Genomic DNA, 23150 nt, shown 5'->3' on the forward strand with positions numbered 1-23150 from the left:
GCGGCCAGTTGGCGCTGGCCGCAGCCCTATGGTGGCGTGCCCGCGCGGTGCCGCGGGCCGGTTGTGCAAGCACGGTCAACGCCTCTGAACAACCTGAATAACCAGATCTTATCGATGACCTGCGTGTTCGTCGCGTCCGGGGGTTCTTCGCGAAGCGTTGTCCGCGTTGTCCATGCACCCGTTCGTAGTAAGGAACGTTGCAAGTCGGACGTAAACGTATGAATGTGCGACCGGGCGGGGTGGACTCGGCTATACCAGATCGCCATTTTTCACACGTGTCGGTGTTGTACGTGTCGTGCGAGCCCGTGTTGTTCGCAGTTGCTCAGGAGTGCGAGGCGGGCTTGTCGACGTATCGCCTCGACTTCCCCATGGGGCACACTGTTGCCACGCGTACGGAAGCCCTGGTGACTGCCAGGACACCGCCGGGAGTACGGGAGTTGGCGCTCCCCCTGCCGGTTCCGGTCCGGCGCGTCCAACTGAACAAGCACTCAGGCCTCTTCCCGTCTCCGGGCTTCGGAGCGGGACGTCAGGAGGGGCTGCTCCGTCCGGAGCGGCCCCCCTCTGTTACCTATCGCGAACTCACCTGAGGAGGGTGAGATGTCTCCTTCCAAGAAGCGGAAGAAACGAAGGCGGTTCGCCGTCGCCGCCCTCGCGGCCAACAGCATGGGGACCGCCGCCGGGCTCGCCACGCAGGCGCTGATCCGCGACCCCGCCACCAGCGTGCTGATCGGCACCGTCGTGGCCGGCACCATCGGCGACGTACTCCTGCAACTCGCCCACGACGACGACGGAACCGGCGCCCCGGGCCACAAGCCCGGCTGCCGCCGCCCGCGCGCCGGTGGACCCGACAGCCACCACGACCACCACCGCCCGCGTTCCGGCACCCGCACGGGGCACGCCCGCCACCCCCCGTACGGCTCCGCGCGCTGCCTCCACCGGCAGGGGGGCCGGACGCCACCGCGACCGGCCCCGCGCGGTGGCACCGGCGAACCGCACCACCCCCGGCACCGGCAGCTGCGGCGGGGCGCCCGGCGGTTCGTCCGCCGCGTCCGTCCCGGCCGGGCCCGGCCGTACGCGCCCGGGAGCGGCGATGCCACGTCCTGAGAAGGACATCCCGGCCACGGCGCCGATGGAAGTGGCGGAGCTGGCGCGCGAACTGCGGGCGCTCCGCCGCTCCAGCGGTCTGACCTACAAGCAGCTCTCCGACAAGTGCCACTACTCCGCGGCCGCGCTGTCTACCGCCGCGTCCGGGAAGTCGGTTCCCAAATGGGAACTGGTCGAGGCGTTCGTCCGCGGATGCGGATACACCGCCGACCTGACGACCTGGAAGCGCCTTTACCAGAACGCCCACGTCCGGGCCAGGACCGAGGAAGCGGCGAAGGCACAGATCCCGGTGCCCGCCCCCGAACCGACGCCCGGGCACGTGGACCCCGAGACCCATCAGCCCCGTCTCCTGACCCGCCGGAAGGCCGTCACGGAACCCGAAGCGGTCATCCCGGCCCAGCCGGACGGCCTGCTGGCCCTCGTACAGCGGTTCATGGATGCCCATCTGGAGCTGGACGCCGGCGCTCCCGACGACCTCCAGCGGGTCAGCAGCCTCACCACCGATCACATACACACCGCGCTCGCCCTGTGCACGACACCGGAGGACGTCCTGTCCGTCATGCGTGAACTGGTCGCCAACAAGGGCCTGACGATAGGAGATCTCGAACGCCGCAGCCGGGCCATCTACCCGATCAGCGGCACCACGTTCGCCCACGTGCTCAACGGCGACGAACTGCCCACCACGGAATGGCTCAACATCTTCCTGCGCGCCTGCGGCGTCCACCAGGAACGGACACTGATCTGGCACTACACGGTGACCCGGATCAAGATCGCCAACCTGCGGCACCGCAAGACACCGCCGCCCCTGATCCCCACGACGGAGGGGCCCGAGAACGCGGTGCGATTCAAGGAACGGATCGTCGCGATGTGGCTGGGCGTGGCAGGCACCGTCGCCGCTGTCGTCGTCACGACCGTGCAGGTCCTGCACAACCGCTGAATCGGTCCGGCAAGGTCCACGACGGTCCGCACCCCGCTCCGGCGCGGTGCGGGCCGTCGCACCGGCCCGACGGGCCCCGTCCGCAAGGGCGGTTCGGCCCTACCGCCGGTGACGGCCGCACCGGACGATCGACGTGCCGGCCGGACCCGCACGACGGAACCGGCCGCGGCGGTGGGTCCCTCCGCCTACCCACGTCCCAGGGGGAGTTCCATGCTTTCACCCGAGTCGGCCGCTGTCGTCCGCGCCACCCTGCCCGCCGTCGGCGGTGCCCTGGACGAGATCACCGCACGCTTCTACGGCACCATGTTCGCCGAGCACCCCGCCTTGCTGGACGGCCTGTTCGACCGCGGCGACCAGGCCGGCGTCCGGCAGCGCCTGGCGCTGGCCGGGTCCATCGCGGGCTTCGCCCAGGCCCTGCTGGCCGACCCCGACGCCCGTCCGGACACGCTCCTCTCCCGGATCGCCCACAAGCACGCGGCGCTCGGCATCACCGAGGACCAGTACACGGTCGTCCACAAGTACCTGTTCCGCGCGATCGGCGACGTACTGGGCGCTGCGGTCACCCCGGAAGTCGCCGCCGCCTGGGACGAGGTGTACTGGCTGATGGCCGGCGCGCTGATCGCCCGGGAGGCACGCCTGTACCAGGAGGCCGAGGTCGACCCGCGCAAGCCGTGGCGGCGGTGGACCGTGGTGGAGCGGCGGGAGGAGACCGCGGACGTGGTCTCCTTCTCGCTGCGCCCGGCCGACGACGGCCCGCTCCCGAAGGCGCGGGCCGGCCAGTACGTCGGCGTCCGGGTCCGCATGCCCGACGGCATCCACCAGACCCGCCAGTACAGCCTCTCCAACGCACCGGGCGGGCGCCTGCGACGCATCACCGTCAAACGGATGGCCGGGCTCGCCGACGCCCCCGGGGGCGAGGTCTCCGGGCAACTGCACCGCACCGTGCGGGCCGGTGACGAACTCACCCTGTCGGCACCGTTCGGAGACGTGGTCCTCGACGACTGTGACGCCCCGCTGCTGTTGGTCTCCGCCGGCATCGGCTGCACCCCGATGGTCGGCATGCTGGAACACCTCGCCGCCACGGGCTCGTCCCGGCAGGTGCGGGTCCTGCACGCCGACCGCTCCCCGGCCGATCACGCCCTGCGCGCCGACACCCGGCGCCTGGTCGGACAACTGGCGCACGCGAGCGCGGAGTTCTGGTACGAGGAGGACGCGGACGGGGAACCCGGCTCCCACCGGGGGCTGATGGACCTCGACGCCCGGGACCTGCCCGCCGACGCCCAGGTGTACCTGTGCGGCTCGGTACCCTTCATGCGCGGCGTCCGCGCCCGACTGCTCCAGGCCGGCGTCCCCGCGCGGCACATCCGCTACGAGGTCTTCGGCCCCGACCTGCGGCTGGCCCGCGCCGAGGGCTGACCCCCGCGGGACGCCCTCCCGCCGCCCGCTCCAACACCCCCGCGCAGACCGGCTTTTGCGTGCGGGCCCACTCCCGGCCCGCCGACGGCCCCTCTCCTTCCCCTGTCCTTCCCTTCCCTTCCTTCCCGGTCAGCGGGATCGTCGGGGTCCGGCCGTAGCCGGGCTGCTGCGAGCGGAACGAGTGAGTCGCGTTCGGCCGCCGCCGCGGTCCCACGATCCGTCCGGACGGCGGTCTCGTCGCGACCGGTGACACACAACGGGACCGGTTCCACCGACATGTCGTGCACCGCCACCGGCTCCTCGGTCGGTGCCGGCGGGGCGAGCCGTGGCGCGTACCACGGTGAGATCCACACATCCGGCGTCGCCCTCACCCGAGCCGCATACGAGCACCTGGTACGCCTGGCCGCCGACCACGCCGAGAAGGTCGCGGCCCTCCACGACCTCCCGCCCCTCCGCTGCCACCGCCGCGCGCTGTCACCCCTCCGGGTAGAAGAGGAACAGCGTGCAGCCTGTGCTGGTCGCGGGCACGTGCCAGGACCCGGCCGGGGCGTGCAGGAACGTGCCGGGCGGGTAGTCGCGCGCTCCGTCGTTGAAGGTGCCGGCGACCACGTACACCTCCTCCGGGCCGGGCTGGTGCACATCGCGGCGCGGCCAGGAGGAACCCGCCTCCATCTCCAGCACGTTGGCGTGCGCGCCGGCCGGTCCCCGCCACAGGGGACGCAGCCGGATACCGGGGAACAGCTCACGGACCGGGGATTCGTCGACGGAGACGGAGGTGTAGCCCTCCTGGGCGAGGATCTCGTGGTGCATGCCCGCAACAGTGCCGTGCGCGGAGCGTGGTGGGACAGAGCCCACGGTGACATCGTGGGGTACTTTCCTGCCATGCATCGCGTGGTGGCCCTGGTGCGGCCGGTGCAGTCGGCGTTCGAGCTGGGCTGCGCCGTCGAGGTCTTCGGTACCAAGCGGCCGGGGGTGCCGCAGTACTACACGTTCGAGACGTGCGCGGAGACACCCGGCCCGGTGCCGACCACGGGCGGGTACGCGATGTCCGTGTCGCGGGGCCTGTCGGCGCTCGAGGCCGCGGACACCGTGATCATCCCGGGCTGGCTGCCGGTGGAGGAGCCGCTCCCCGATCCGGTCCGCCGGGCGCTGCTACGGACGCACGCGCGCGGAGCACGGCTGGTTGCCATATGGACCGGGGTGTTCGCGCTGGCTCGCACGGGACTGCTGGACGGCCGCCCCACCACCACGCACTGGTCGCACGCCGGGCGGCTGCGGCTGGAGTTCTCCCGGGTGCGCGTGGAACCGGACAGGCTCTACGTGGACCACGGTGACGTCGCCACCAGTGCCGGCGCCGGCGCGGGGTTCGACCTGTGCCTGCACCTCGTCCGGCGCGACCACGGGGCCGCGTACGCCGCCCTGCTCGCGCGGCACATGGTGCTGCCGCCGCACCGCGAGGGCGGCCAGGCGCAGTACGCGCCGCCCCCTCCGCCCGGGGACGCGCTGAACGACCTGCTCAAGTGGGCCGGCGAACGCCTGGGTACACCGTTGTCGGTGGACGACCTGGCCGCCCACCTCGGCGTCTCGCCCCGCACCCTGGCCCGGCGCTTCGCCGACCGGCTCGGCAAGAGCCCGGGCGCGTGGTTGCTCTCCCGGCGGGTGGCCGCGGCGTGCGCCCTGCTGGAGGACACCGACCTGCCGGTCGAGGCGATCGCGGCCCGCGTCGGCCTCACCTCCGCGGTCAACCTGCGCCGCCGCTTCCGCGCCCGGATGGACACCACCCCGGGCGCCTATCGGCGAGCCTTCCGGGGCCGCCCGTCGCCACCGACGGCTCCGGCGGAGCGGCAACCGGCACCGCGTCACCCGTAAGGGCGTCGAGTCCTCACCGGGCGGGGGCCCGGCCGGACAGGTCCCCGCCCGGCGATCACCCGTAGAGCGAGCGGGCCCCCAGGCTGTCCCCCGTGAAGCGCTGACCCGCGGCGATCTCGTCGCCGACCACCGCCCAGACGGTCTCGTCGTCCTGGAAGGGGAGCGGATCCACGCGGCTCGTCTCCTGACGGATACGCTCCACCTCGCGCTCCAGACGCTCGAAGTCGGCTTCCTCGTCGCCGTCGTCGCCGCTGAAGGCGAACTCCTCCAGCAGGCGCTGGAACCGGACGGTGACCTGGACGAGAGCGGAGACATCCGTGTGGAGTCCCCGCGCGGTCCCCTCGTCGGCGTCGAAGGCGTACACCTTTCCCGAATCGGGATCGAGGGCGAGGTGGGCGTTGAGCAGCCAGCCGATGACGGGCCAGGCGCCCGCGCCCTGGGAGACGTCCTCGAAGTCCTCGACGTGGACGACCTCCTGGACGAGGGGCAGCAGGCCGGTGTCCTCGTCCGGCTCACGCAGCCAGAGCGTCCCGGTGGGGACGCCGACGGTCCGGAGGAGCCGGGCACCCTCGCTGTTCGCGGCGGAGGGCGGGAAGGCGGCGGCGGGCAGGGTGGCGATCCGGTCCTCGCCGAAGACGCCGGCGAGCGCGCCGCGGGTGACGTCGAAAAGCACTGCCGGAACTCCGAACTCCGCGACGGCACGGGCGCCGTGGGTCTCCTGGTGGTGGGAAGTGGTCGTCGGCACGGACTCTACCCTTCGCCTCCGGCGCCGCGGCGCCGGAGGCGAAGGAGACGACCACCGCGCGGGCGGCCGCACGGCCGTGACCGAACCCGCCCGCCCGAGTGATCGCGGCAACCGTCAGCCCCCGTCCACCCGTCTCCGCGTACACGCGGAGCGCGGCCCGCGGAAGCTGTTCTACGGTGGCCTCGCCACGCCGCTGCTCGCGGCTCACCGAAATGCCCTCCAGGGAGAGACAGTTGAACGGGGAAGACAACGGGGTCGAGCCGCTCGTGGCCGACGATCCCCGGCGGATCGGGCCGATTCCGCTGGTGGGGCGACTCGGTGCCGGCGGCATGGGGCGGGTCTACCTCGGCGTGTACGAGGGCCGGTACGCCGCCGTGAAGCAGGTGCTGCCGTCCGTCGTCGGCGAGGACAAGGACTTCGTCCGCCGCTTCGGGCACGAGCTGGACAACCTCGCCCGGCTGCCCGCCGAGGCCACCGCCCGCCTGCTCGCCGGCGACAAGGACGCCCGCCCGCCGTGGTTCGCCACCGCGTACGTCCCCGGACTGACCCTCCGGGAGGCGGTCGACGCACACGGCGGCCGGCTGCCGGCCGAGTCGCTGTGGCTGCTGCTCCACCGGGCGGCGACGGACCTCGCGGCGGTGCACGACCTGGACATGGTGCACCGGGACGTCAAGCCGTCGAACGTCATGCTGACGCTCGACGGTGTGACCCTCATCGACTTCGGGGTGGCCCGCGCCGCCGACCAGAGCCAGCTGACCCGGACCGGCGTGGTGGTGGGCACCCCGGCCTACATGTCACCCGAACAGGCCTCGGGCGCACGGCGGCTGACCGGCGCGGTGGACGTCTTCGCCCTCGGCTCGGTCGTGGCCTACGCCGGCTGCGGGCGCCCGCCGTTCGGTGACGAGTCCGGACACGCGGTGCTCTACCGGATCGTGCACGAGCAGCCCGACCTCGACGAACTGCGCACACTGGACGCCGAGTTGGCCGAGGTGGTCGCCTCCTGCCTGGACAAGGTCCCCGAGAACCGGCCCACGGCGGCGGAACTGGCGGAACTGGCCGCCGACCGGGCCCCGGCGACCGAACCGCTGTGGCCCACGGCGATCGTCGACCTCCTCAGGCCCCGCGCGGAGTTCGCGGCGCAGGTGCCGGAGATGCCGGAGGCAAGGGAAGCGGCCGAGCCCGCGCCCGCGCCCGTTCCCGCGACGACCGCTCCGGGGCCCGCCGCGAGCGCACCCGAGCCCGAGGTCGTCGTGGGCGGGGGCGACACCGGACGGCCCGAACGGCGCCGCCGTACCAAGCTGTTGCTGGTCGCCCTGCCGGTCGTGGTCGTGGTCGGCGCCGCCACCCTCGCCGTACGACTGGTGCCGTACGTGACCGGCCCCCACCACGATGGGGCCGCCGGCACCCCCGGCCCCTCGCTCTCCGTGTCGTCGGCCGGCCCCACGCCTGGCTCTTCCGGGAAGGCGAAGCCCACCGGGAAGGCGCCCCCGTCCCCGTCCGGCAGGAAGAAGCACGACGACAAGGGTGCGGGCGAATCGGCCTCGGCCTCGGCGCCGGGTTCGAGATCCACGGGCGGGACCGTGGGGGGTGGCAGGGGGAGCGACGGAGGCGGCGGTTCCCACGGCGGCTCGGCGAACTCCGGCGGCGGCACGTCCGGGGGCGGCTCCACGGGGGGTGGAACCACCGGCGGCAGCTCAGGCGGCGGCTCCGGCAGTGACTCGGGCGGCTCTGGCGGAGCCGGCGGCTCCGGAGGGTCGGGCGGCTCCGGTGGGTCCGGCGATTCCGGTGGATCCGGAGGGTCCACCTCCTTCCACCTCAAGAACGCCGAGAACGGCAAGTGCCTCACCCAGGTCTACGGCGCCGCCGGCTTCGGCGGCTGTGACGACTCCGCGGCCCGCTGGACCTTCCGCAGTGCCTCCGGCGGCACCGTGAAGATCGTGAACGTCTCCACGGGAGCCTGCCTCAGCGCCAATATGAAGGGCCAGAACACCTTCGTCGGCGACTGCGGCACCGGCAACTCCGCGCTCCGGTGGCGCACGGGTTCCGGCAACACCCTGAGCACGGCCTTCGACGGCGGCTGCCTCGCCCTGTCCTTCGGCGGCAACGTCTCCACCCAGACCTGTCAGCCGGGCACCGCCGCGCAGAACTGGGCCAGAACTTGAGCCCCCGGACACGAGAGTCCTGGTCCGGAGGTCAGTAGCCGACGGTGAAGCGCTCGCCGATGTGGCGTGGCCGCTCGATCTCATCGAGCAGGGCGAGGGCGTAGTCCTCGGCGGTGATACGGCTCGTGCCGTCGTCGTCGACGATCAGGTCTTCCAGGGCGGTGCGGTATGCGCCCGTCCGCTCGCCCGGCTCGATCACCGCGGCGGGGCTGAGGCACGTCCACCTCACGTCGCTGACCGTGCGGTAGAAATCCAGGGCGTCCCCGTGGGCGTGCATGATCTGGAGCAGGAACTCCGGCAGGCCCTCGGCGTCCCAGACCAGCTTCCCGTCCGGTGTCCGCAGGGAACCGGCACCGCCGACGACGACGAGCCGGGGTGCGTCGGCGCCCAGACTGCGCAGGCCGGCGACCAGGGATTCGGCGGCGGGCTTGATGGTGGCGAGGTGGCCCGGCCCGTCGCCTCCGCCGACCGCGCTGATCACGGCGTCCTGCCCCTCGGCCGCCTCGGCGACGGCCGCCGGGTCCAGGACGTCGCCGGTGACCACGGTCAGGTCGGGGTGCGACTTGGTGAGCTTCGCCGGGTCACGTACGACGGCCTCGACGTGGTGGCCGCGATCGAGCGCCTCGTCCAGGATGCGGGATCCGATGGTTCCGGTGGCGCCGAACAGGGCGATCTTGGACACGTGCTTCTCCCACTTCGGTTGATCATCCGGGGTCCGCAGACTAGCGAGACGCCTCGTGACAACGACGGCGGTATGGGCCGCACCCGACGAACTCGACCCGATCAGGCGACGCGTCCCTGACCCGGCTGAGCACAAGCCGGCGAACCGGCAAAGGAGCAACGGAGGGCTTCGGCGTACGGCCCGGCGCCTGTTGGCAAGGTGGCGGCGAAGGCGCACACGATCACACGGCGATACCGATGTGCCAGTCCATGGTCGGCCGATGATGTTGAAGTCTCATCAACAAAGCGTGGGGGCAGAAGACCGGTGACCGCCGAAGAACGGGGGATGTCTTCGGCGATCGGTTCGCAGGGCCGTTGTGCGGGGCCGGGTCAGCGGCGTCGCGCCGCCAGTGTGTCGAGCCAGTTGCCCAGCAGGCCGTGCACGGTGTCCGGTTGGTCGAGGTGGACGTTGTGGCCGGCGCCGTCGACGACGGCGTAGGTCGCGCGGGGATAGTGCTTCATGAGTTCCCACTGGTCCTGCCAGCCCACCATGTGGTCCTGGCGGCCTGTCACCACGAGGTGCGGGGCATCGTGGATGCCGAAGCGGGACTCCGGGGTCCGCGTGAACACGTACGCCTTGCGAAGCGCGGCGGCGTCCTCGCGGTGGTGGGCGCGGATGCCGGGCAGCACATGGTCGCGGAAGGCGCTCCAGCCCGCGTCGTCCTGATACAGCGCGATGCCTTCGAACACTTCCCGGTCGCCCGGGTCGAGCGAGGCCAGCAGTGCCTCGTCCCGGGTGAGCACCTGCCGCTCGGGCAGCACGCGTTCACCGACCGGCTTGACCAACGGCGCGATCAGCGCCGTACCCAGGACCTGCGGGCCCCGCTCGGCGATCAGGTGCCGTGCGAGCTGGCCGCCGTAGGAGATGCCCACGACCGCGAACGGCTCGTCACCGACGACCTGGTCGACGAAGCGGAGCACCGCCTCGCCCATGGCCTCGGCCGTGACCGCCCCGGTCAGCCGCGGTGAGCGGCCGGAGCCGGGCAGGTCGGCGTAGAGCCGCCGCCAGCCGCCGCGAGCGGCGAACACGGGCTCCAGCGGCAACAGGAGCCGGTGGTCGATGGTGTGGCCGTGCAGCAGTACCACGGGCGTGCCGGAGCCGAACTCGACGTGGCGCAGCAGTTGCTGCGCCTGCTCCGGCGTCGCGGTGGTCTGAATCGATCCAGTCTCTTCGGTCATGGCTCCACAGTCCGATGCTGACATTGGTGCGATGGTCAAATTCCCAGTGAGGGTCGCTGACGCAAAGCGCCAGAAGCCTGGTCGGCAGCATGTCGGTCGCGCAGCGTGTCGAGGTACGCGGCGATGGCGTCACGGTTGCGGACCAGCAACCGGATGCGCTCGGTCATCCGGTCCCGTTCCCGTTCCAGCGCGGCGATGATCTCCGGCGAGGCATCGGAGACGTGGATGTCCCCCGGCTCGCCCAGGCAGGGCAGGATCTGCCGGATGATGCGGGTCGGCAGGCCCACGTCGAGCAGACCGCGGATCTGCCGGACTCGGTCCACATCGCGCTCGTCGTAGCTGCGCCAGCCGTTGGGGGCACGCCTGGAGGCAATCAGCCCCTGCTCCTCGTAGTAGCGCAGGAGTCGGGACGCGGCGACGTACGGGTAGCTGATGGTGTGCGTCAGGACGAAGACCGACGTCATGGACAGCAGCGTCCGCCCGGACCCGGTCGCGTTCCTCCGTGGTGCGGGCGGCCGGCACGACCCGGGCGCCGCCTTCCACCAGGCGCTCGGCGACGGCCGACCCGATCTCGGTGGCCTCTCCCACGACGACCGCCGTCCGGCCCGCGTACTTGGTCATGCCGCTGTTTCCTCCGCCGCGCCCGCCTCGACTGCTCGCTGGCGCACATGCGGTTCGAGGGTGCGACCCTCCCCGGGCCATGACGGCCCACCCGGTGGATCAAATCGACGCGGGGTGGCGGCGCTTGCCCCTTCAGGGGCAGTTCAGGGCTGTCGTCAGGGTGATCACTGATGGGCAACGCCGGAATCCCTCGGCAGAGTTGACGTAGCCACCCAAGTCCCGTCAACCCACCGGAGGAACCTCGGTGTACGTACGCCTCGCCGTCACCTCTCTTCTCCTGACCTCCGCTCTCACCACCGGTGCGGCTCTGCCCGCAGCCGCCGCCCCTGTCGCTTCCGGTGCCACCAGTGCCCCGACGTCCGCGAACCCCACCGTCCGGGACATCCTCGACCACCTGCCCGACGACATCGTCGCAAGCGCGTTGACCAGACAGGACGGCGTGGGCGCCGCTGCCGGCCCGGTCACCGCTGACGCGTACGTCCGGATCGGCAGCGTCACCAAAGCCTTCACCAACACGGTGGTGCTGCAACTCATCGCCGAGCACCGCATCGACCTCGACGCACCGGCACGGCGGTACGTCCCCCAGGTGCTGCCCGCGGCGTACGACGGTGTCACCGTGCACCACCTTCTCGACCACACGAGCGGTCTGCCCAAGCCCGCCCCGACACCCGGCCCGGCCGACGGACCCGGATGGCAGCTCGAATCCGTGACGCCCGAGGACTTCGTGCGCGAGTCGTTCGCCGCGGCCCCCGGCACGCCCCCCGTGCCCGGTTCCGAGCAGCAGTACAACGGGCTCAACTCCTTCGTCCTCGGTCTGATCACGGAGAAGGTCACCGGCCACTCGTTCGGCGACGAGTTGGAGCGCAGGATCATCCGGCCGCTGCGCCTGCGCCACACCAGCCTGCCCGCCGCCGACGACCTCACGATCCCCTCGCCCCACGCGGAGGTGTACGTCGACGGGCAGGACGTGACCGAGCAGAGCCCGTACCCGTGGGCCGAGGGAGGCCTGATCTCCACCGCCGTCGACCTGGACCGCTTCACGACCGCGCTGTTCCGGGGCCGTCTGCTCCCACCCGCCGAGCAGAAGCTCGTGTTCGAGGTGCCGGCCGCGACGAACGGCCCCGACAACAAGAACTGCGCCGGTACGACGGCCTGCTACAGCACCGGCGGACTCATGCGCCACCAGCTGCCCGACGGCGAGGAGGCATGGGGCAGAACCGGTTCCCGCCCCGGCTGGGACAACGGCTTCTTCGCCACCCGCGACCTCCGACACCGCCTGGTGTACTCCTTGAACCCGACGGGAGCCGGTGACGACCTCCCGTACATCAAAGCCCTCATCAACGCCGCGCTCACCGAATGACACCCGGACGGTCCGCCCGGTCGGTCCATGACGAGCGACGCGATCGCAGCCCCAGCGATCCGGCGAACCTTTCCGGCCACGGAACCAGTTGGCGGCATGCGCCGTAAGCGGCTGGTTGTGACACTGTGGCTCGTGCTTCCCTGGCGGAGTGAACATCGAGACTTCCGCTGTTGCTGGGGAGAGGCCGGGCCGCCGGGTCCGGCGGAGGACTGAGAGCGATGTCGAGAAGTGCGTGCGGGTTCTCGCGGAAGTCCATCAACGTGACGGTTACCCGGTGAACTGGCCCGACCAGCCCGTCGAGTGGTTGTCGCATGCTTCGGTATGGGGGGCCTGGGTCGCCGAACTCGACGGCCGCGTCGTCGGCCATGTCAGCTTGTCCCGCAGCGGTGACGGGGATCTGGCCCCCGGTTTGTGGAGCGACCGTAGTGGGGCAAGCAGGGAACTGACCGCGGTGGTCAGCCGTCTCTTCGTCGCTCCGCGAGCCAGGGGGCACGGATTCGGTGCACTGCTGATCGGCCGGGCCGTGGAGGAAGCACGGGGACGGGGGCTGCATCCGGTGCTCGACGTCGTGGCATCCGATATCGCCGCGGCAGCCCTGTACGAGCGGCTGGGCTGGGAATTGATGGCCACGGTCGAGCAACGATGGGGCCCGTCTCAGCTGGTGGCTGTCCACTGTTACGCGGCGGCATCGTAATGAGCCTGGTCACAGACCAGGTCGCCGTCATCCACACCCGCGAACACGGCGACCTGAAGGTGCCATGCACGGGCTCAGTCCTTCTCGTTCGCCCTCGCGGAGAGCCGGCGTACGGCACGCTTGATCGAGCCGAGCTCCTTCAACACCTGGTCCATCGCGGAGTCCATCAGCATGACCGGATCGTCAGCGGACCGGAAGCGTACGACTTGCTCCACCTGATGCTCCCAGAACCCGGCATCCTCGGCGGCTTCGAGCCGAGCTGTGACGCGAGGTCGGCGAAGCCGTCCCCGGGCCGGCCGGTTGCCTTGCGAACGACAAGCGCCCACAGCAGCGGCCGACCGTGCCGGTGCTCGTAGACGCTGATGTGGCCGAGTTTCGGGTACAACCCGGGCATCTGGCCCTGCGACGTGTAGGGGCCCAGACCGTGCGGGTCGACGCGCTGCACGAATTCCTTGTAGCCGATGCAGGCCGAAAGCGGGTCGGCCGGGTCGCCGGCTGTGAGCGGTGCCCGCCGCCGGCCATCTGACCCTTTTCCAAGGACACGGGCGGATGTCCCCGAGTTCTCACGGCTTGTCCGCACAATCCCGCTATGGCCACCACTGCGACGCGGGTCGAAGGGGATTGAGCATGCATGTCGATCTGACGGGGAGAACAGCCGTGGTGACCGGCTCCTCCACCGGTATCGGGCTCGCGATCGCCACCGGGCTGGCGCGAGCCGGGGCGTCCGTCGTACTGACCGGCCGCGGTGCCGGACGTCTCGGGGACGCGGCGGACCGTCTGGCCGAACGCCTCCCCGGCGCCGACCTCACCACTCTCACCGCGGATCTGGCCACCGACGAAGGCGCCGCCGTCCTGCGGGACGCCGTCCCCGACACCGACATCCTCGTCAACAACCTCGGTATCTTCGGCTCGCGGGCACCGCTGGAGATCACCGACGAGGAGTGGCGCACCTACTTCGAGACGAACGTGCTCAGCGCCATTCGCCTGATCCGCGCCTATCTCCCCGGCATGAAGGAGCGCGGCTGGGGGCGCGTACTGAACATCTCCAGTGAGTCCGGGATCGCCATCCCGGCGGAAATGATCCACTACGGCACCTCGAAGACGTCGATGCTCGCCGTCTCCCGCGGCTTCGCCAAGGACGCGGCCGGCACCGGTGTCACCGTCAACTCCGTGATCGTCGGCCCCACCCACACCGGCGGCGTCGAGGACTTCGTCTACGAACTGGTCGACCGCGCAGTGCCGTGGGAGCAGGCCCAGCACGAGTTCATGCGTCAGTTCCGGCCCAGTTCACTCATCCAGCGGCTGATCGAACCGGAGGAGGTCGCCCACATGGTGGTGTACCTCAGTTCACCGCAGGCGTCCGCCACGACCGGCGCGGCAGTCCGTGTGGACGGCGGCTGCGTCGACTCCATCCTCCCCTGAGCACCACCGCGCGCCCCCGCCGGCTCGGGCCGGACGGACAGGGGCTGCCGAGGCCGAGGCCCTGTACCGATTCTGAGACATTCCGGGCGGGGGTTCGTGGGCAGGAATGCCGCTGACCATGGTCCTGACGGAGGACACCCGCAGGGCCATCAAGCAAGGCAAGGAGTGTTCCGATGCACACGATCGGGAAGTTCGTCACCACCGTCGCCACCTCCGCGCTGGTGGTCGCCGCTGGTGTGGGGGGCGCGCAGGCGGCTCCCGCGGCGGCCGGAGGCGTCGCCCCCTCGGCCTGCCGTCCGGCCAACCACATCGCGAGGATCACCGAGGGACCTGCCGGCTCAGGGCACCGCCACTACCGTGTCAGCGTCACCGCGCCGCGCGGGTACGAGTCCTGCGAGCTGGCCGGTTCGCCCACGGGCGTGCGGTTCTCGGACCACGGTTCGGACACCGGGATCACCGCCGGCCGCTACGGCGACCAGAAGACCGTGGTGACCTTCGGCCCGGGCCACCCGGTGCACTTCGACATCCAGGTCCCCAGCGACCGCCGCGCCACCCCCGTGGACGAGGCGTCGTTCACCCTCCGGGCTCCGGACGGGGAGATCCCCGGCACGTCCGTCGCCGAGGGCAGGTTCGAGGTGGCGAGCGGTACCCTCGTCGGCCCGGTCCAGCGCGGCGCCTGACCAGGAGTCACACGTACTCGATGAGTCCGCCCGCCCGCCCGTCTGCGACGCGGACGGGCGGGCGGGCCCGCCGTCGCGTTCGCCGGCAAGCGCCGGCCGCACGGGGGCGGCCGGCCGCTCGGCGCGATGCCCGCGGACGGCGAGGAAGTGCCCCGGCGGGCAGAGTTGAGGGCGACCGCGGTGTGCCGGGAGGGCAATACCGCAGCTCTCGGCGGTGTTCGCCGGGCAGCCCGGCGGGCGCTGGGTTCCGGAGGGCGCATAACGGTCCTACGTTCGCAAGCGCAGGTCTTCATCGGTGGGGAGGCTCGATGTACTCACAGGGGAAGAAGCCCCGATCCGTCGCCCAGGACGATCGGGACAGGACGGCTCGCCCGGTCGCACCGCGCGGAATGAGGGAGTTGCAGGCCAGCGTCGGCAACCAGACGGTGCTGAGGATGATGCGCCGCGAACAGGAGGCGGAGGAGCACCGGCGCGGTGAGGGATGCGGGCACGAGGACGCCGTACAGCGAGCCGATGCCGAGACCGGTCCGCGCACACCGGATCGCTCCGAGGTCGAGGCCGGCCTGCACACACCTGGCAGCCCCCTGGACCCGGCCACGCTCGCCCGCAAGGAGGAGCAGTTCCAGGCCGATCTCTCCGGGGTGCGGGTGCACACCGGAGCCGCCGCGCGGCAGGCGGCCGCCGCCGTCCAGGCGCGCGCGTTCACGGTGAACCAGGACATCGTGATCGGTAAGGGCGGAAGCGATTCCCACACGTTGGACCACGAACTCACGCACACGGTCCGTAACCAGCAGAGGGCCGCGGTCGGGCACCCGACGGACGGCGGATTCCATATGACCCACCCGCACGACCACGAGGAACGTGAGGCGGAGTCGAACGCCGCACGGATGAGGTCGGGCGGCGCCAGCACGGTCCAGGGAACGGGGGCGGCCGCTGTCTCCCGCTCCGGCGCGGCATCGGTCCAGCGTCTGGAGGGCCCGGTGCAGCGCATGGAGGGCTTCGAGACCGAGATGGCCAAGCGGATCAAGGACCGGAACGGTGGAAAACTCACCGGCGACACCGACCTCGGGCGAAGCCGGCATGAGAATTTCACGGTCGTCTCGGACAGCAGGGCGCTGGACGGGGGTGGTTCCTACTCCAATCTGGAGTTCGTTTCCGGCGCCGTCCAGGTGGTCGGCACGAAGGCGTCGGACGGCCCCGACGCACTCGATCGGATCGTCGACGAGATGAGAAAGGTCCGCGACGAATTCTACGCAGCCTCCGAGGGAACGCCGCTCTCCGAGGCCACCATGCGTCTGACGCTGCAACCCGACGCGGAAGGCGTCACGCTCAGCAGTGAGGGCTACACCGACCAGGCCGGGCAGCCGGGCAGGGGCGACGGGCTCTACGTCCAGTACACGATCGGTGTGCCGTTGGCCGGTGTTCCCCAGGTGTTCGACAACTACCGCAACGACCCGGAGAGCGTCGGCCAGAACGCCCTGCCGCGAGCCACGTTCCGGCTGAACCAGGCCAAACCGTTCGCGCAGGACGTACTGCGGGACTTCGACACGTCACGTCCGGGCCCGGGGAAGAAACGGAGCCGGGTCGACACCGACTCCCTCGACGGCTTCCTCCAGCTCTTCTTCACCCAGGTGGCCGCCGTCGCCGACTATCTCGCGACCGATCACGACCAGGGGCAGCCCAAGAACCTGACCATCTTCCTGTCCCGTTCACCGCTCGCCGACGCGTTCAGCCTGCTCGACGGAGAGGTGCAGCGCTTTCTGAAGAAGAACAAGAACGCGATCGTCAACCGGCTCGCGGAATACCAGGAGAAGACAGAGACCGAGGGTGAGCAGCTGGAATTCCGTGACCGGGCGAGCCGGGAGCTGCCGGGGCTGGAGAAGGTGACGCTGCTGGGATACGCGAACTCGGCTCTGACGGGCAAGCCGACCGTGTCCCAGCAGCAGGTGTTCGGCGGAATGAACGAGATCAAGCCGCACACGGTCGAGGGTTCCACGGTGATTCCGATGGAGATCCGCGCGATCGGCAATTACTTCAAGACCTGGGACGAGCTGAAGGCCGAACTGCGGAAGATCGCGGGCTGGGCACAGGAGGGGTACGCGAAGGACCAGGAGGTCAACGGTCCGGGCGGCGCCCGGCACTGACACATCGCCACCGCGCTCGGCCGTGCGGCCCTCTCCCGATCGCGGCTCCCCGCTGCGTCCTCAGGTCCTCAGGAGTCCTGCGACAGGATGACGGCGCTGTAGGGGCCGACGCCGACAGCACCCGACCATGGCTGTCCGTCCCGCGCGGTTCCGTCCGTGTGGGTGTCGAGGCTGGGGGAGTCGTCGAACTCCGGGTCGTAGCCCGACCAGTCGCTGTTGAACCGGACGCGCCAGCCTCCCGCGCGGGGCAGCCCGACGCGATAGCCGTCGTAACGGCGGTTGCCGAAGTTGAGGACGACGACGGTGCTGTCGCGTGGACCGCCCCCCGCGTACCGGTGGAAGGCGATGACCTTGTCGGTGTCGTTGCAGTGGTACACGTCGACCTGGTCGCCTCGCAGGCCGGCGGTGGTGTGGTCGCGGTCGCGCCGGAGTGCGACGAGGTCCGTGTACAGCTGGACGATGCCGCGGTGGCGTTCCCGCTTGTCCCAGTCGAGCGGGGTGCGGTCATCGAACGTCCGATCCTCCAGGAACTCCTGTCCTTGGAAGAGCATCGGTATCCCGGGCGCGGTCAGCAGGGTCGCGGCGCCGAGGGTGGAGCGCTTCTTGGCGTACCGGCTCTCGGCGTTGCCCGGCCAGATCGCCTCGGGCAGGCGCCCACGGGTGTGCGCCGCGATGTCGTGGGACTCGGTGTAGACGACCCGGGCCAGCGCGTTGCCGCCGAGCCGGTGTTCGATCGCGGCGCGCACGTGGGCCATGCTGCGTTCACCGTCCCGTACGGCGGTGAGTGCCGAGCGGAGTACGTCGGCGAACCCGGCGTCCCACTGGGAGTCGAAGCCGGCACCCGCCGGGGTGGCGGTTGTGATGACGGGATCGTCCTGTAGATCCTCCGCGATGCTGATCTTCCACGGCTGGCGGGCGTTGATCTCGTCGTTGACCCAGCGCATCAGGGCCCAGCCGTCGGGAATCCCGGCGGGGGTGTCACCGTCGACGTCGCGGATGCGCGCGGTGGCGTCCCAACGGAGGCCGTCCATGCGGTACTCCTCCAGCCAGGACAGCGCGCTGTCGCGCAGATACCGGCGGACTTCGGGCCGGCCGTAGTCGGGGCGAGGACCCCAGCCTGATTCGCGACGCCGGTCGTTGTAGAAGTAGATGCCGTCGCCGTCGTTCTCGTACCAGCCGTCGAAGCGGCGGAGCCCGGCGTCGAGGTCGTCCGGTCCGAGGTGGTTGTAGACGACGTCGCCCAGCACGGCCAGGCCGTGTGCGTGAGCTGCCCTGACCAGGGCCTTCAACTCACCAGGGGAGCCGTAGTCGGTCGACACCGCGAACGCGGAGACCGGGTTGTAGCCCCAGGAGGACTCACCGGCGTACTCGGTGACCGGCATCAGCTCGATCGCTGTCACCCCGAGCTGTGCCAGCTCGTCCAGTCGCCCGATCACGTCGGACAGCTGCCCGAGCGCGTGGCCGGGGCCGCGGCTGAAGGTGCCGACGTGCAGCTCGTAGACGACGAGTTCGTCCCAGCCCGGGTTGTGCCACGGACGTGAACCCCAGTCGAAGTCCGAGAACTCGGTGGTGTCGATCACGGAATTGCCGACGGAGCCGGTCAGCTCGCGTGCGTACGGGTCGATCTTCCACTTCGCGTCGCCCTGGGCCGGTGAGACGAGGTACTTGTACTGGTCTCCCGGCCGGGCCGCCGCCACGTACGTGGACCAGCAGCCGTCGCTCTCGGCGGTCAGCGGATGCACCACGGTCCATCCGTCGAACGACCCGGCGACGCCGACCTTCTCGGCGTACGGAGCCCAGACCCTGAACGCGGTACCGTGCGGGACGCGGATGGCGCCCATGCCGGGGGGTGGGCCGGGGCTCATTCGGGGGCGCTCCGCTGTGCGGAGGGATGCAGGTGCTTCGGCGGCCTGCCTTGCAGATCCTCCCACGCGGGCTCGCTCAACAAGCCGGCCTGGGAGGCGAATCCCACGATCTCCTGCCAGTCCTGGGCCTGCCCGTAGCGCTTCCCGTCGATCCTCACCTCACCCGCGGACGTCACATAGATCTTCGGAGACCAACTCGCGTAAAGCTCCAGGTACTTCCTGCCCATGGGTGTGATGCGCACATACTCTTTGAGGCCGAGCCACTCGCCCTCCTTGGATTCGTACTTCTTCTTCATTCCGTTCAGCCCGGACGAATCCATGGACGGTTTCACGTACCCGAGTGCTTGAAGGCGGTCCAGTTCCCGGTACATCGAGTCCTGGTACTGCGCGCGAGCGTCCTTCTCGTCCCCCGCCAGTTTTTCCAAGTGCCTTCGCTCATGGCAGGTGAGCAGACTGAGGACGGCCAACTGGAGTGACTGGACCCGGTTTTCGAGTTCCTTGATCCGCCATTTCGCCTTGAACGGGCCGAAGGAGAGCTCCTCCAGTGCTCCCGGGCTCGCCAGTGCGAGGAAGGCCAGGACCAGTACACCGAAAACCGCGATGACGGAGGTGACCAGGTTCTGGGTGTCTCTCATCGCGCTGACAACGAAGGTGTCCACGAGCATCGCGAAGAGCACGATCGCGAACACTGTCGTCAAGCCGCGAAGTACCCGGACGGGCGTGATGATGTGACACATTCTCTCCTTGAGCGCGGACGGCGCTTTCCGGAGCTCGGTCGGCTTTTCGGCACCGGCTACCTTCTTGGGGATTCGGGCGGTTATCTCGACGTACCCGTGCCTGCCAAACATCGTCGACATCACCTCCCCGCACTGTCGGGCCGATAAATCACCAAGGCCGACAGAGGGATCTCGCAGCTTCAGTATTGCACTCCAGGCATTCATCTGCTACGGCAACTCCAGCGCCAGGCCGCGTCCTTCTCGGCCTGGCTAAGCGCCCGCGTGCGTCTCACCCGGAGCCTGTTTGGTCTAGACCAAGAGGGGTACGATTCGGTTGCCGCTCGTGACGTGCACATCACCAGCGGCTGGCGCCAAGAGAGTCATTGTCATGGGCATGCCTATCTCTGCCTCCGTGGGCAGGAGGGCGTGTCCCCCCATGAAGGAGTCGCCATGAAGAACAAGAAGAGGCTGGCCGCCGTCATCGGCGCGGGAATCGCCCCGCTGGTGGCCGTGAGCCTGCCGGCCACCAGCGCGAGTGCGCACGGCTACATCTCCTCGCCCCCCAGTCGGCAGGCCCAGTGCGCCGCAGGCACCGTCTCCTGCGGTTCCATCAAGTACGAGCCGCAGAGTGTCGAAGGGTCGAAGGGCCTGATGAGTTGCAGCGGAGGGAACGCGGCCTTCGCCGAACTCGACAACGACAGCAAGGGCTGGAAGGTCACCCCCGTCAGCCGCACGACCAGCTTCAACTGGCAGCTGACGGCACGGCACGCCACCAGTACCTGGCAGTACTACGCCGGCGGCCGGAAGATCGCCGAGTTCAACGACAACGGCGCCCAGCCGGGTGCGACCGTCACCCACCAGGTGAACTTCGGCAGCCTGACCGGCAGGCAGAAGGTGCTGGCGGTGTGGAACATCGCCGACACCGCCAACGCCTTCTACGCCTGCGTGGACGTGAACGTCAGCTGACACGACCGCCGACACCCGGTCCTTCCGGGTACGGCCACCGGGGTGCTCCTTCCCCGGTGGCCACTCGGTCGCCCTCCGTTCTCCCTGACCCTGCATCTCGACCCCGGAAACCGCCTTCCGCCGGACCGGCTCACAGCGGCATCGCTGACGCCCGTGGCGGCTGTCGGAGATATCGCTCGTGGATAAGTTCAGGGATAAAATCTCATCGAAACGGAGGGTAAATTGTGATAGGGTCCGCCTAGGAGGTGAGGCATGCCGACGGAGGACGAGCTGTTCGCTGCCGTGGACGCACTGCTCGCCGGTGAACCGGAGATGCCCGGGCCCGCGGAGCGCGCGCGACTGCGCGAGGCGGCCGGAGTGACCCAGGCCCGGCTGGCTCAAGTGCTGCGCACGACGACGCAGACGGTGAAGAACTGGGAGGCCGGCCGCGCCGAACCGCGTCCCCCTCGCCGTCAGGCCTATCAGCGACTGCTCGACGGCTGGGCGGAGCGCTTCCCGGCCGGTCCCGAGCCTGCCCACCCCGTCAGCCCTGCCGTTCCCGAGGCGACGGTGCCCGGCCCGGGCGCCGGCCTGACCGCGCGGGCGCCCGGTCTGGCGGCGGCATCGGCGCCGACCCGCGCCCGATCCGGGACTCCGGCCGACACAGGCGCGGCCCCCGCGACCACGGCCGCGCCGGAGCGCGAGCACCCCCGGACCGCCTCCGCTCCCGGGGCCGCCGCGCCGCGTCCGGCGCGTACCGCCAGGAACGCGCCGACGTCGCGCCGCCCGGGTGCCGGAAAGAAGAGGGGTGCGGGCAACCCGGCAGGCGGGGAGGACGCGCGCTTCGAGAACGGCCCGCTCGCGGTCGTCGACGTCGACACCGACGGGCAGGTGCTGGCGTACTGCACCGGTGGCCTGGTCCTGGACGTGCCCGCCAAATCCCTCCCGGCCCTGGTGGAGTGGACGCTGAAGGAAGCGAAGCTGGGGCAGCCGAGGCTGTCCGGGCCGGGCAAGGACGCCGACCCGCTGCTCGTGCTCACCGAGGCCGCGTTGGAGCGCTACGGCCTTCCCGTCACCCTCACCCACGAGGAGCGGCTCGCCGGGCGGGTCCCGGAGGACCACAAGGTCGTCAAGCAGCTGGCGCGCGCGGAGTGGAAGCTGACCAAGCGCGGTTTCGGGCCGTGGGCGCGGATCTACCGGCCCGCCACCGGTTCGGAGCGGGCCTGCGTGCAGCTGTGCATCCCGTCCTGGCACGCTCTGGACGCCCGGCACTGGGGCGAGGCCGGGCAGCTGCCGCCTGCGGAACTCGCCCGGATCCTCGGCGTGTACGCCTCCCGCGTGATGACACCCCGGGGCTCCACGGCCGTGACCGGACTGGAGCTGATGACCGCGCTGCACCCGCCGACCCGCGCTTCCGAACCGGACGCCGACGGCCGCCGGCACTCCGAGCACAACCCCGGTTCGCTGGGCAAGGACCCGGTGGACTGCGCGCCGTGCGAGGCCCCCGACGGACACCCGCTGCTGGCGGACCTGCCGCGGTTCCACCTGCGCGGCCCGGCGGAGAGGCTGTTCGAGGAGGCGTACGACTGGGCGCGGCCGATGACCGACGCCGAGTGCACCCTGCGGCACCTGGTCGGCATCGACGTGAACATGGCCTTCGCCGCCGGCGCCAACGGCCTGGTCGTCGGGCTCGGCGCGCCCACGCACGTCAAGGCGCCGGTGTTCGACCCGAAGCTGCCCGGCTCCTGGCTGGTCGACCTCTCCCACGTGGACCTGTCGAAGGTGAAGGTCGGCAAGGAGTGGGTGGAGCTGGACGGCGGGCTGCTGCCCAGCCCCTTCACGCCCAGGGGTGACCGCCCGGAAGGGCCGGCCTGGTATGCGACACCCACCGTCGCCTACGCCGTGGAGCTGGGCTACGAGGTCCGCCCGATCGAGGCGTACGTCCGCCACGAGAACGGCCGCTACCTGGACGGCTGGTACCAGCGGCTGCGCGACGCCTACCTCGCCACGATGGCCGACCTCGGCGTCGGCGCCGACCTGCCGCCGGCCGACTTCCTCGCCGCGATGGACGGCTACCGGGAACGCGACCCGGAGCTGGCGATCGTCGCCTCGGCGATCAAGGCGACCGTGAAGGGCGGCCTCGGCAAGCTGCGGGAACGCCCGCGCGGCGAGGGCTGGCGGCCCGGCCGGCCGTGGCGTGCGCTGTCCCGTCCGACGTGGCGGCCGGACATCCGGGCGGCGGTCATCTCCCGCACCCGGATCAACCTGCACCGCAAGATCGTCAAGCATGCGGCGTTCACCGGGCAGTACCCGGTCGCGATCCTGTCCGACTGCGTCGTCTACGCCGCCGGCGGACCGAGCCCGCTGGACTTCCTGCCCTACCGGGACGGCAGGCCGCTGCCCGGCGGCTTCAAGCTCGGCGTCAACCCGGGCCTGGTCAAGCACGAGGGCACCCAGTCCGTGCTGTGGGGGGAGGAGGTCCGCGAGCGCTTCACCGCGCCGGAGCTGAACCTCGCCCGCTACATCAAGGACGGCACCGTCACCGACGCCGACAACGGAGAGTAGGAGAGG

The 23150-nt window shown here is 70.7% G+C and carries 20 protein-coding genes; 12 read left to right on the top strand and 8 right to left on the bottom strand.

Annotated elements, in window-relative coordinates:
- Positions 1 to 597 precede the first annotated feature (597 nt).
- From IF37_RS0130135 to IF37_RS0130145, 3 genes are all read left to right on the top strand, one after another.
- Positions 598 to 1104, top strand: a complete 507-nt coding sequence (locus IF37_RS0130135) for a hypothetical protein (protein ID WP_030749534.1) — start codon at positions 598 to 600, stop codon at positions 1102 to 1104.
- Entirely contained in the window at positions 1091 to 2041 is a 951-nt protein-coding gene (locus tag IF37_RS0130140) for a helix-turn-helix transcriptional regulator (RefSeq protein WP_079165949.1), read from the top strand. Before IF37_RS0130135 ends, IF37_RS0130140 begins: the two co-directional genes overlap by 14 nt.
- Positions 2042 to 2251: 210 nt before the next feature.
- Entirely contained in the window at positions 2252 to 3457 is a 1206-nt protein-coding gene (locus IF37_RS0130145) for a globin domain-containing protein (protein ID WP_030749540.1), read from the top strand.
- Positions 3458 to 3931: 474 nt separating this feature from the next.
- Here the strand turns inward: IF37_RS0130145 and IF37_RS0130150 are convergent, their stop codons facing one another.
- A complete protein-coding gene (locus tag IF37_RS0130150) occupies positions 3932 to 4267 on the bottom strand; it encodes a cupin domain-containing protein (protein ID WP_030749544.1) in 336 nt (111 codons plus the stop codon).
- Positions 4268 to 4339: 72 nt separating this feature from the next.
- On the opposite strand from IF37_RS0130150, the gene IF37_RS0130155 reads away from it, so the two are divergent.
- A complete protein-coding gene (locus IF37_RS0130155; RefSeq protein ID WP_037857338.1) occupies positions 4340 to 5326 on the top strand; it encodes a GlxA family transcriptional regulator in 987 nt (328 codons plus the stop codon).
- A 55-nt stretch (positions 5327 to 5381) separates the two neighbouring features.
- Here IF37_RS0130155 and IF37_RS0130160 read toward each other — a convergent pair whose 3' ends face one another.
- The gene (locus IF37_RS0130160) at positions 5382 to 5999 is read right to left on the bottom strand and encodes an SUKH-4 family immunity protein (protein WP_030749550.1); all 618 of its coding nucleotides are present in this window, start codon (positions 5997 to 5999) and stop codon (positions 5382 to 5384) included.
- 305 nt (positions 6000 to 6304) lie between these two features.
- Here IF37_RS0130160 and IF37_RS0130165 point away from each other — a divergent pair, with 305 nt between their 5' ends.
- Positions 6305 to 8233 (top strand): serine/threonine protein kinase, encoded by a 1929-nt coding sequence (locus IF37_RS0130165; protein ID WP_030749552.1) that lies wholly within the window; start codon positions 6305 to 6307, stop codon positions 8231 to 8233.
- 31 nt (positions 8234 to 8264) lie between these two features.
- On the opposite strand, the gene IF37_RS0130170 is transcribed toward IF37_RS0130165, so the two are convergent.
- The 3 genes from IF37_RS0130170 to IF37_RS0130180 all read right to left on the bottom strand — a co-directional run bounded on the left by IF37_RS0130170 (position 8265) and on the right by IF37_RS0130180 (position 10596).
- The gene (locus tag IF37_RS0130170) at positions 8265 to 8915 is read right to left on the bottom strand and encodes an NAD(P)-dependent oxidoreductase (RefSeq protein WP_030749556.1); all 651 of its coding nucleotides are present in this window, start codon (positions 8913 to 8915) and stop codon (positions 8265 to 8267) included.
- 368 nt (positions 8916 to 9283) lie between these two features.
- Positions 9284 to 10132: an alpha/beta fold hydrolase gene (locus IF37_RS0130175; RefSeq protein ID WP_052845449.1), complete on the bottom strand. Its 849-nt coding sequence runs from the start codon at positions 10130 to 10132 to the stop codon at positions 9284 to 9286.
- A gap of 35 nt (positions 10133 to 10167) precedes the next feature.
- Positions 10168 to 10596, bottom strand: a complete 429-nt coding sequence (locus IF37_RS0130180) for a MerR family transcriptional regulator (protein WP_052845450.1) — start codon at positions 10594 to 10596, stop codon at positions 10168 to 10170.
- A gap of 401 nt (positions 10597 to 10997) precedes the next feature.
- On the opposite strand from IF37_RS0130180, the gene IF37_RS0130185 reads away from it, so the two are divergent.
- Both IF37_RS0130185 and IF37_RS0130190 read left to right on the top strand, forming a co-directional pair.
- The gene (locus tag IF37_RS0130185; protein WP_030749565.1) at positions 10998 to 12113 is read left to right on the top strand and encodes a serine hydrolase; all 1116 of its coding nucleotides are present in this window, start codon (positions 10998 to 11000) and stop codon (positions 12111 to 12113) included.
- 232 nt (positions 12114 to 12345) lie between these two features.
- Positions 12346 to 12807 carry a GNAT family N-acetyltransferase gene (locus tag IF37_RS0130190; RefSeq protein ID WP_037857340.1) on the top strand — a complete coding sequence of 154 codons (462 nt, stop codon included), beginning with the start codon at positions 12346 to 12348 and terminating at the stop codon, positions 12805 to 12807.
- 166 nt (positions 12808 to 12973) lie between these two features.
- On the opposite strand, the gene IF37_RS39895 is transcribed toward IF37_RS0130190, so the two are convergent.
- Entirely contained in the window at positions 12974 to 13252 is a 279-nt protein-coding gene (locus IF37_RS39895) for a hypothetical protein (RefSeq protein WP_030749570.1), read from the bottom strand.
- A gap of 182 nt (positions 13253 to 13434) precedes the next feature.
- Here IF37_RS39895 and IF37_RS0130205 point away from each other — a divergent pair, with 182 nt between their 5' ends.
- From IF37_RS0130205 to IF37_RS41000, 3 genes are all read left to right on the top strand, one after another.
- The gene (locus IF37_RS0130205) at positions 13435 to 14229 is read left to right on the top strand and encodes an SDR family NAD(P)-dependent oxidoreductase (protein WP_030749572.1); all 795 of its coding nucleotides are present in this window, start codon (positions 13435 to 13437) and stop codon (positions 14227 to 14229) included.
- A gap of 173 nt (positions 14230 to 14402) precedes the next feature.
- The gene (locus IF37_RS0130210; protein ID WP_030749575.1) at positions 14403 to 14909 is read left to right on the top strand and encodes a DUF4232 domain-containing protein; all 507 of its coding nucleotides are present in this window, start codon (positions 14403 to 14405) and stop codon (positions 14907 to 14909) included.
- 398 nt (positions 14910 to 15307) lie between these two features.
- A complete protein-coding gene (locus tag IF37_RS41000) occupies positions 15308 to 17053 on the top strand; it encodes a DUF4157 domain-containing protein (RefSeq protein WP_052845451.1) in 1746 nt (581 codons plus the stop codon).
- Between the two features lie 68 nt (positions 17054 to 17121).
- Here IF37_RS41000 and IF37_RS0130220 read toward each other — a convergent pair whose 3' ends face one another.
- On the bottom strand, positions 17122 to 18918 hold the full coding sequence (locus IF37_RS0130220) for an alpha-amylase family glycosyl hydrolase (protein WP_030749581.1): 1797 nt from the start codon (positions 18916 to 18918) through the stop codon (positions 17122 to 17124).
- Positions 18915 to 19775 carry a hypothetical protein gene (locus tag IF37_RS46080; protein WP_030749584.1) on the bottom strand — a complete coding sequence of 287 codons (861 nt, stop codon included), beginning with the start codon at positions 19773 to 19775 and terminating at the stop codon, positions 18915 to 18917. Before IF37_RS46080 ends, IF37_RS0130220 begins: the two co-directional genes overlap by 4 nt.
- 309 nt (positions 19776 to 20084) lie before the next feature.
- Here IF37_RS46080 and IF37_RS0130230 point away from each other — a divergent pair, with 309 nt between their 5' ends.
- Positions 20085 to 20600 carry a lytic polysaccharide monooxygenase auxiliary activity family 9 protein gene (locus tag IF37_RS0130230; protein WP_030749587.1) on the top strand — a complete coding sequence of 172 codons (516 nt, stop codon included), beginning with the start codon at positions 20085 to 20087 and terminating at the stop codon, positions 20598 to 20600.
- A gap of 252 nt (positions 20601 to 20852) precedes the next feature.
- On the top strand, positions 20853 to 23144 hold the full coding sequence (locus IF37_RS0130235; RefSeq protein ID WP_030749590.1) for a DNA-binding transcriptional regulator: 2292 nt from the start codon (positions 20853 to 20855) through the stop codon (positions 23142 to 23144).
- The last annotated feature ends 6 nt before the right edge of the window (positions 23145 to 23150 follow it).

It is taken from the genome of Streptomyces sp. NRRL S-31, assembly GCF_000718775.1.
Taxonomy (GTDB): domain Bacteria; phylum Actinomycetota; class Actinomycetes; order Streptomycetales; family Streptomycetaceae; genus Streptomyces.

Excerpts from the sequence above, each read along its gene's own strand:
- IF37_RS0130175 (WP_052845449.1), bottom strand. The coding sequence starts at position 10,132 with ATGACCGAAGAGACTGGATCGATTCAGACCACCGCGACGCCGGAGCAG.
- IF37_RS0130210 (WP_030749575.1), top strand. The coding sequence starts at position 14,403 with ATGCACACGATCGGGAAGTTCGTCACCACCGTCGCCACCTCCGCGCTG.
- IF37_RS0130150 (WP_030749544.1), bottom strand. The coding sequence starts at position 4,267 with ATGCACCACGAGATCCTCGCCCAGGAGGGCTACACCTCCGTCTCCGTC.
- IF37_RS0130145 (WP_030749540.1), top strand. The coding sequence starts at position 2,252 with ATGCTTTCACCCGAGTCGGCCGCTGTCGTCCGCGCCACCCTGCCCGCC.
- IF37_RS0130180 (WP_052845450.1), bottom strand. The coding sequence starts at position 10,596 with ATGACGTCGGTCTTCGTCCTGACGCACACCATCAGCTACCCGTACGTC.
- IF37_RS0130155 (WP_037857338.1), top strand. The coding sequence starts at position 4,340 with ATGCATCGCGTGGTGGCCCTGGTGCGGCCGGTGCAGTCGGCGTTCGAG.
- IF37_RS0130140 (WP_079165949.1), top strand. The coding sequence starts at position 1,091 with ATGCCACGTCCTGAGAAGGACATCCCGGCCACGGCGCCGATGGAAGTG.
- IF37_RS0130230 (WP_030749587.1), top strand. The coding sequence starts at position 20,085 with ATGAAGAACAAGAAGAGGCTGGCCGCCGTCATCGGCGCGGGAATCGCC.
- IF37_RS0130205 (WP_030749572.1), top strand. The coding sequence starts at position 13,435 with ATGCATGTCGATCTGACGGGGAGAACAGCCGTGGTGACCGGCTCCTCC.
- IF37_RS0130135 (WP_030749534.1), top strand. The coding sequence starts at position 598 with ATGTCTCCTTCCAAGAAGCGGAAGAAACGAAGGCGGTTCGCCGTCGCC.
- IF37_RS0130235 (WP_030749590.1), top strand. The coding sequence starts at position 20,853 with ATGCCGACGGAGGACGAGCTGTTCGCTGCCGTGGACGCACTGCTCGCC.
- IF37_RS0130220 (WP_030749581.1), bottom strand. The coding sequence starts at position 18,918 with ATGAGCCCCGGCCCACCCCCCGGCATGGGCGCCATCCGCGTCCCGCAC.
- IF37_RS46080 (WP_030749584.1), bottom strand. The coding sequence starts at position 19,775 with ATGTCGACGATGTTTGGCAGGCACGGGTACGTCGAGATAACCGCCCGA.